Annotated in this window: 6 protein-coding genes and 2 other annotated features; all 6 genes read right to left on the bottom strand. The window is 51.4% G+C overall.

Translation table 11 applies throughout. From position 1 onward, the window contains the following. Positions 1 to 549: 549 nt before the first annotated feature. The gene (locus AC1DUA_RS02685) at positions 550 to 2,973 is read right to left on the bottom strand and encodes a hypothetical protein (protein WP_477498261.1); all 2,424 of its coding nucleotides are present in this window, start codon (positions 2,971 to 2,973) and stop codon (positions 550 to 552) included. A 365-nt stretch (positions 2,974 to 3,338) separates the two neighbouring features. Then, the gene (locus tag AC1DUA_RS02690) at positions 3,339 to 4,904 is read right to left on the bottom strand and encodes a 2-isopropylmalate synthase (RefSeq protein ID WP_477498262.1); all 1,566 of its coding nucleotides are present in this window, start codon (positions 4,902 to 4,904) and stop codon (positions 3,339 to 3,341) included. A gap of 111 nt (positions 4,905 to 5,015) precedes the next feature. After that, positions 5,016 to 5,271, bottom strand: a binding site (T-box leader). Between the two features lie 37 nt (positions 5,272 to 5,308). Further along, positions 5,309 to 5,559 (bottom strand) — a binding site (T-box leader). Positions 5,560 to 5,633: 74 nt separating this feature from the next. Next, on the bottom strand, positions 5,634 to 6,668 hold the full coding sequence (gene tsaD / locus AC1DUA_RS02695; RefSeq protein WP_477498263.1) for a tRNA (adenosine(37)-N6)-threonylcarbamoyltransferase complex transferase subunit TsaD: 1,035 nt from the start codon (positions 6,666 to 6,668) through the stop codon (positions 5,634 to 5,636). Between the two features lie 21 nt (positions 6,669 to 6,689). Next, complete coding sequence (gene rimI, locus AC1DUA_RS02700) at positions 6,690 to 7,193, bottom strand: ribosomal protein S18-alanine N-acetyltransferase (protein WP_477498264.1); 504 nt, start codon at positions 7,191 to 7,193, stop codon at positions 6,690 to 6,692. Positions 7,194 to 7,195: 2 nt separating this feature from the next. Beyond that, the gene (tsaB, locus tag AC1DUA_RS02705; protein WP_477498265.1) at positions 7,196 to 8,020 is read right to left on the bottom strand and encodes a tRNA (adenosine(37)-N6)-threonylcarbamoyltransferase complex dimerization subunit type 1 TsaB; all 825 of its coding nucleotides are present in this window, start codon (positions 8,018 to 8,020) and stop codon (positions 7,196 to 7,198) included. Further along, positions 8,017 to 8,282, bottom strand: a 266-nt coding sequence (gene tsaE, locus AC1DUA_RS02710; protein ID WP_477498266.1) for a tRNA (adenosine(37)-N6)-threonylcarbamoyltransferase complex ATPase subunit type 1 TsaE, incomplete at its 5' end; no start/stop codon positions are given. The genes tsaB and tsaE, both read right to left, overlap by 4 nt.

Here is an 8,282-nt window from a genome sequence, read left to right on the forward strand (position 1 = left end):
GCCATATAGGCCCTCTCGCGATCAGCTTCCGCTTGGAAACTGCGTGAGAGGGACTTTTGAGGCTGCTCAGCTGATATCTTAATGAAAGCTCGGGGTTTCCTCGCTCCGAGAAAGCCATATAGGCCCTCTCGCGATCAGCTTCCGCTTGGAAGCTGCGTGAGAGGGCCTTTTGAGGCTGCTCAGCTAGATATACTGATGAAAGCTCGGGGTTTCTCGCTCTGAGAAAGCCATATAGGCCCTCTCGCGATCAGCTTCCGCTTGGAAGCTGCGTGAGAGGGCCTTTTGGGGCTGCTCATGAGACGCTACCCCCGCTCTCATTACACTTAACGTTGTTTAACAACGTTAAAATAACTGAACTCCAAGATCAGCGCGACTTAACGCTGAAAAACAACTTTATCTGCGCCACACTGCCGCAAATTCAAGCCTGCCACCGTTTTAACGTTGTTTAACAACGTTAAAGTGCGGTGGAAACCTGAAGCCCACCCTTTAACGATGTTTAACATCGTTAAAGGATCCAGGAAACTGCCGCTGAACATGCTGCGCTATACGTTAAGCTTCCTGCTCAACCGCCAGCTCCCGCAGGCGCAGCAGCAGCAGCGGAACCGCGACGAAAACGATCATCGTCGCGGCCGCAACAATGCCGGAGTCATTCAGCAGCAGCGCTGCTATGGCTCCGATCATATTGGCTGAAAACCCGCACATCCAGTACGGGTTTCGGAACTGCCACACGCGCATGCGGCCGCGAGGGCGAAGCACTAACACAGCCATCACGAAGAGGCTCGTGATGAGCACTTTGCTCCAGACGGATGCACGAAGCAAGTGCACGTTCATCCGCAGCTTCCGCACGATCAGATGTCCGATCTGATCGAACTGCCCAGCGCGCAGCGCGTGAAACGCGCGCCCGACATGGCTCTCCCGCGCGAACGCCGCGGGAGAATCGGCGCTGTTGAGCAGCCACAGCGCCCCAATACCGAGCGCGAGCAGCGCCGCCAGCAGGGCCGAGGCCCTGCGTAGGCGCAGCTCGCGCCAGCGTTCGCCGGCGAAGCACTGCGCGCCGGCTGCGCCGAAGGCGACCGCGGCGCTCAGGGCGCCGCCCGCGTTCGCGCCAAGTGACGGTGCCGTCAGGCACACCGTCACGAGCAAGAACGCAGCGCATGCGGCGAGCGCCGCCATGCGTGAGGCCCGCGTGCCGCGAGCGGCATAACGGCGCTGCAGAGCTGCCGTCACGCCAAGGACTAGGGCGCCGATTAGGACGCCCATGTACTCATTGCCGATGCCGTAGTAGCGTGCGCCGATCATCGGATCATAGCCAAGCACGGAATATTTCATCGCGTGCGCTCCTGTGCAGGCGTCCAGCACGATGATTGCCGCTGTTCCCATACCCAACCAAATCATCGTCGTTGTTTCGCTATATGCTGCCAGAATCAAGGCTAGGAACAGACTGCCCACAACGAAGCTAAGAACAAGGACGATGATTGCTCCATCTATCCCCAATTGACTTGTTAATGGCGCAGCAATCCACCCTAATATCAACATAACAGCAGGTGCAGTCAAAAGTGACAGTAAAAGTATCCGCAGGACATCATGAGCCGGAACTACCTCTTTTCGTCCTCTCCTTTTCACCCACACAACATAGATCAAACTGATCAGGAGGACAATCATCTCAAAAGTGGCAAAGGGATACAGCAACGAAGGTCTGCTGCGATAAATCATCTGTATGCTGCTCTGATCCTTTACAAGCTCATCTAGTGCATTGTTCAGCCCAGCGGAAGCCAGTGGGATCCCTATCAGCCCAATGGGAATTGGAATTTTGAACTCGTTCAGCAGCGTACTTGTGAAATCTTGTGAAGTGACTATCCCCTGCCTGCGGGTTGATTCCGAAACAAGGATCCCTGCTCTACCATCTGCTGTGTAATGAATGACTGGGGATAAGTACAATTTGCTTTTAACTGCTTCCGTGTTAACTTCTGGCGAGAACATCCACAGGCTGTCCTTGCCAGGCTGCATTTCCTCCATCATTTGCCCCAACCATTGATCCATGTCACGCAGCACTAACGCTTTAAGCTCATTAAACCGATCTTGGTCATAATGTGTTTTCTCACTGTACAACCTGTACAAATCACCTAATTCGATAAGCGTGATGCTTGATTGTCGCCTGTTTTTCCAAAGCGAAGTCAAATGTGCATAATCGGTACTCATACCACCCGCTCTGTCCACAACAGCAATCGCCGCATCTTCACCAAGTGTCCCTTTATCCACAATTCCATTGGAATCCATAAGCATTAACGGAGCAAAACGACGCAATTGCTTTGACTCCAGATGCATGCCTCTTCCCAAATCACTGCTTCCTAGCACGGAACGATGAACATCATACGTTTTCAGCAAATCCCCTAATGTGCCTACGCCGTAGGCTTGCTCTTTGTTAAGCCGTTTGAGCATCGCCAGCTCCGGAACGATCAGGGTATCTTCCTCTAGAAGACTAGTCTGATTTCCCTCCAAAAGACCTGTATACCGGTTCATAAGCTCGGAAACACGAACACCATGTCTGGACTCTTTCGCCTCAAAAGCCAACGCCTCTAGAATGCCTACAGCAGGCTCACCTGCTCCCAAAGAGGCATATACATCCCGCATCGAGCGGTTCGCCGTACGAATATTCATAGCGCCAACCGCACCTAACTCTGTCATTTGCTTAAAATGAGGCAGTGCCGACAGTTGCTCGGGCCGAAGCTCCAGAAAAGAAAGACCAGGTATTGAGACCACGGTCACTTGTTTTGCCCTTTCTACTCTTTCCAGTCTTTCAACTCTTTCTACTCTTTCCAGTCTCTCCAGTCTTTCGGCAGTGTCGTTTCGGTCAACACCCTCTACATTGTGGATGATTGTGTCATCATGAGCGCTTACTGTCCCCCAAATTGTGGACAACTGCAAAACAAAACCTAAGATACCCACAATCCGGACCATTTTTCTAAAGTTCATGGGCATTCTCCTGCTGTTTTTGCTTTTAGCATTTTCATCCATAGGGGAAAGTATCCACTGCTTGATTGTTCCGAAAATTTAAATAGAGGCTCTCATCACCTATTTTCCATGTATATTAAGTTATCCACAAAAAAAAGAAGGGCGAAATCCGCCCCTCTTAAAGCTTTTCTGCTGTTCTCCACAATCTTATCCACATTATCCACAAAAACTTGTTAAAAAGTTATTCGACAAATTCCGCCTTTACAATCATTGATCTATGGGGAATTTTTAAAGTTATGCACATTATCCACAGGGCATGTGTATAACTTTGTTCACAAGTCGTGTATATAACTAAGTTTTCTTACAATTTAGGTGAGACCAGCCCATTAAGAAGCTGTCGTCACTTCGCTTGAATTTGCTGGCTGACCCTGCATGCGAATAGCTTGGTTACACGCTGAGATAAAAGCCTTCGCCACCGCAACAAGCACGTCTTGGTCGATACCTGTATTCTTAAAGGTTTGACCTTCTACCGTAATCGTGACCTCTGCTTCACCGGTTGCTTTTTCACCTGTAGACAAGGAATGAAGCTCCAGGTCTGAGAAATCCACATCCATCGGGATCGCTTGGCGCAGACTCTGAACGATCGCTTCGATCGGACCTTCACCTGTACCTGAGTAGACATTCTCAACACCTGTCTGGTTATTTCGAACGGAGACAGAAGCAACACGATTGCGATCACTGCTAGAAACAACCTGCATATGTGTCAGCGTGAATGGCTCCATTTGCCCATCGACTGTTGAACCAACAAGCTCCAGAAGTTGATCGTCGGTCACCATTTTCTGCTCATCGGCTTTTTCCTTGAACTTGGTGTACAGAGTGTCCAGCTCTTCTCCTGAAAGCTCAATGCCAAATTGGCCTACACGGTGCTTCAGCGCATGTCTTCCGGAATGCTTGCCAAGAATGATCATGGAGCGTGGAATGCCCAGCTTTTCCGGATCCATAATTTCGTAGGTATTGCGGTTTTTCAGCAAGCCGTCCTGATGAATGCCGGCTTCATGCTGGAACGCATTTCTTCCAACAATCGGCTTGTTGTAAGCAATCGGGAAGCCCATGATCCGACTGACCATTTTGGACGTGTTAAAAATCTCGCTGGACACAATCCCTGTCTCCACACCCATCGTTTGCTTACGCGTCTCTATCGCCATCACAAGTTCTTCCAGGGAACAGTTTCCTGCACGCTCTCCTACTCCGTTCACCGTTACCTCTACATGTGTGACCCCAGCCGCAATAGCAGCAAGGCTATTCGCTACAGCAAGCCCCAGATCGTTGTGGCAATGCGCACTGTACTCAACCGTATCGCCGCCTCTTACACTTTGGCGCACTCTGCGGAACATCGCCCCGTATTCTTCTGGCAGCGCGTACCCGACTGTGTCCGGAATGTTCAGAATCGTGGCGCCCTCTGCGATGACTGCCTCCAGCACTTCAAACAGGAATTCGTCCCCTGTCCGGGTTGCATCCATCGGTGAGAATTCAATGTTGTTCACGAACTGCTTCGCATACGCAACCATGGAGCGAGCCATCTCGACGACCTGCTGACGGGATTTGCGGAGCTGGAAATCCAGATGGATATCCGAGGAGGACAAGAACATGTGGATACGGCGCGATGCAGCGTCTTGCGTAGCTTTGATCGCCGAATCAATATCAGCCTTCATCGCACGGGCAAATCCGCAAATCTCTACGCTTTGCAGTTCACGCGAAATTTGCTGTACGGCATGAAAGTCACCAGGGCTGGAAATTGGAAAGCCAGGCTCGATTGTATCTACACCCATTTTGGCCAGTTGTCTCGCGATGCGGATTTTTYCTTCCGGATAAAGAGAAGCACCTGGCGCTTGCTCACCATCTCTAAGTGTCGTATCAAAAATGCGAATGCGGCGGTTTGTGTTATTTTCCATGGTTCAATTCCTCCTTGAATTTGAGCCAATCTTTGTTGGCTATGGTTTGTTGTTTGATAATTGGGTATTGATCCCCGTTCTGGAGACGACAAAAAGACCCGTCATCTCCACATAAGAGACGACGGGTCTTCACCCAGCGCGGTACCACTCTTGTTGGCTTCGCTTAAGCGAAGCCCACCTCAGACATAGCGGCTGCTATGTCACCTGATCACGGAGGTCATCCGTTCATCCCTAACAGCAGGTGAAACTGCCGATCAGGATGACCGCTTCCAAGCGAGTTCAAGGCGTTCACGGTCTGCGTCGCATCAACCCGCAGCTTTCTGTACCGTAGAAGTGAGCCCTTACTACTCTTGTTCATTGYGTTTATTCTATATTCAAAAACCAAAAAGACCTGCCATCTCTATAAAAGAGACGACAGGTCTGAACCTTCCGCGGTACCACTCTAATTGATCCGAGCTGTTACGCTCGAAACCACTCATGTACCTGATCACGGGGGTCAACCGTCAAGACCTACTTGGGTGCTGGATCCTTGGCATCCTTATCAGCCTTACCGCTCCCGGGCGAGTTCTGGTCACGTTTCGTCTGTGCTTTCACCAAGCGCACAGCTCTCTGAGCGAAACTGAGGTTCCGTACTAATCCCGTTCGTTGCGTTTTAAAGTATTGATTGTGATTATAATATGCAGATTTGGCAAAGTCAATACCGTTATCTGAACATTTATTTTTTTCAGACTACCATTCTTCGAGCTTGAGCTGTGGCTCCGCTTTGAGCTCCATGGAGTCGAACTCCTGCTTATCCCACTTGAGGAAAGCGGCTGCGCCTATCATCGCAGCGTTGTCCGTACATAGGCGGTGCGGAGGCACCAACAGCGGCACGTTAAGCTCCCCGCAGCGCTCAGCAAGCGCGCTGCGCAGCCCTTTGTTCGCCGCGACACCGCCTGCGAGCAGGAGCTGTTTGGCGCCGTATTCACGGACGGCGCGTGCCGCTTTCTCGACAAGCACGTCGATGACGGATGCTTGGAAGCCTTTGGCGATTTGCGCGGTTTGGACGGCTTCGCCGCGCATTTTGCTCTGGTTGACGACGTTCAGCACCGCGGATTTCAATCCGCTGAAGCTGAAGTCGTAAGAGTCTGCCTCGAGCCATGAGCGCGGCAGCTTGATCTCGGATTCGGCTTCCTGTGCAAGCCGATCCACGTGGGGTCCGCCAGGGTAGGGCAGTCCCATAGCTCTGGCGATTTTGTCGTAGGCTTCGCCAGCCGCATCATCGCGTGTTCGGCCGATAATGCGGAATTTGCCCGGCTCCTCGAGCAGCACAAGCTCTGTATGTCCGCCGGACACGACGAGGGAAATAAGCGGATATTCCAACTCGTGCACGAGCTGATTCGCATAAATATGGCCCGCAATATGGTGGACACCGATGAGTGGCAGATCCAGCGCGCAGGCCAGCGCTTTGCCTGCAACAACGCCAACTAGCAGAGCCCCGATCAGACCGGGGCCCTCCGTGACGGCAATCGCCGACAGCTCCTGAAGAGAGACACCCGCTTCTTCAACGGCTTCCTCCAGCATCCACGTAATCGATTCTACATGCTTCCGGGAAGCGACCTCAGGGACGACGCCGCCATAACGCTGATGCGTCTCAATCTGGCTCGAAATCACATTCGAGCGTATGATTTTCCCATTTTCGACAATCGCTACAGAGGTTTCATCACAGCTTGTTTCAATAGCCAAAATATAGACGGGTTTACTATGTTGATCTAATTTACTCACATTCTTCACCTGCCGAAAGCCTCACTCCCCGAGACTATCCTTTCTTCTCTTAGGTAAATCCGCCCACATAATTACCGCATCTTCACGATTATCGGTATAGTAGCCTCTGCGTACACCAACGGAGCGGAAGCCGACTTTTTCATACAAATTTTGCGCCACGTAGTTCGATGCTCGCACCTCAAGTGTCATCCGAATCGCCCCAAGAAAAGCGGCTGTTTTCATCAATTCACGCATAAGATGCTCCCCGAGTTTGCGGCCTCTGTAGGAGTCGCGGACGGCAATATTCGTTACATGCGCCTCTTCCATAATGAGCCACATACCGCCGTATCCAGCGACTTCGCCGCCGATATCCATGATCATATAATGAGCGAACTGATTGTTCGTTAATTCATTTTCAAAGGCGCCTTTGGTCCATGGTGTTGTAAAGGCTTCCTGCTCGATTTCACAAATAAAGGGAATATCTTCCATCTGCATGGAGCGAAAAACCAACGTTTCTTCCGTTGTCTGCGGCTGATGTTGTTCCACGATCAATTCCCTCCCCTCTTCACCTGGATGCCGGCCAGCAGATTAGCCTCCGCTTCCGGCAGTCTTGTGTAGTTTGGCACGAACGTATGCACGTCCGCCTTCTCACCCTTCGCTAATCGGGGATAAGCAAGCTGACCAATATACTGGGCTTCGATCCCATAGGAAAGCTGCTCCGAGCTCCCCTTCCAATCTTGAGCAAATTGCGCAAGCTCTTCGCTGAAGCCCTCCGTTTCGCCTACAAAAAGGATCTTATGCGGCACTTGTTCAGGCTCTGTACTTGCTGCCTGCTCAACCAATTGCGTCAGCCATGGTCCAATGACTCGAATGCCGTCGGGTAACACTTCATGCCAATCTGCGGCTAGTGCGTCTTGATCAGACATCGGTGAAACACCAGAATAAGCGTAAACGGCAGTGAACGCCTGTTTGCGCCTTCCATCCAATAGCGGTACGACCCACGTGAGTCCCTTATTACTCTTGTCCTCCTGCTTCATCGCTCCGCCAAGCGCCATGGCTTCCAAGCTGGAAACGCCGATAAGATCAAGGCCCAGTGACCAGGCAAAGGTCTTGGCTACAGAAACAGCAATACGCACCCCAGTATACGAACCTGGCCCTTGGCCCACTGCAACAGACTGCAGGTCCTTAGGTTTCAGCTGTAACGAAGCCAGCAAATCTTGAATATGTGGAAGCAGTCCGATGGAGTGATTCCGTTCAGCGTATGAGCTCACCTCGCCCAGCATCTTTCCGTTCTCGAGAATTGCAACGGTCATGGCTGAAGATGAGGTATCGATGGCTAAGCATCGGCCTGTATGATTTGTCCGGTCTGTCATTGTAAATGTCCGTTCTCCTTCATCTGCACACACCAACTCACATACGGATCTCCGTGTGGAGTCAGGTGAAACACTCTGGTTTGATCCCCCTGAAGGGATATCGTAATGGCAAGTCGCTCCGGAGGCAGAAGATCTTCAATTAGGCTTGACCATTCAATCAAGGTCACGCCAGTTCCATAGAAGTAATCCTCCAGCCCCAGCTCGTCCGCCTCCTCTTGGGAAATGCGGTACATATCCATATGGTAGAAAGGAAGCTTAGCTC

The sequence above is a fragment of the Paenibacillus sp. 01T422 genome, assembly GCF_056398785.1.

Bases quoted from the DNA above. Each gene is read 5' to 3' on its own strand.
- AC1DUA_RS02685 (WP_477498261.1), bottom strand. From the start codon at position 2,973: ATGAACTTTAGAAAAATGGTCCGGATTGTGGGTATCTTAGGTTTTGTT.
- tsaB (WP_477498265.1), bottom strand. From the start codon at position 8,020: ATGACAGACCGGACAAATCATACAGGCCGATGCTTAGCCATCGATACC.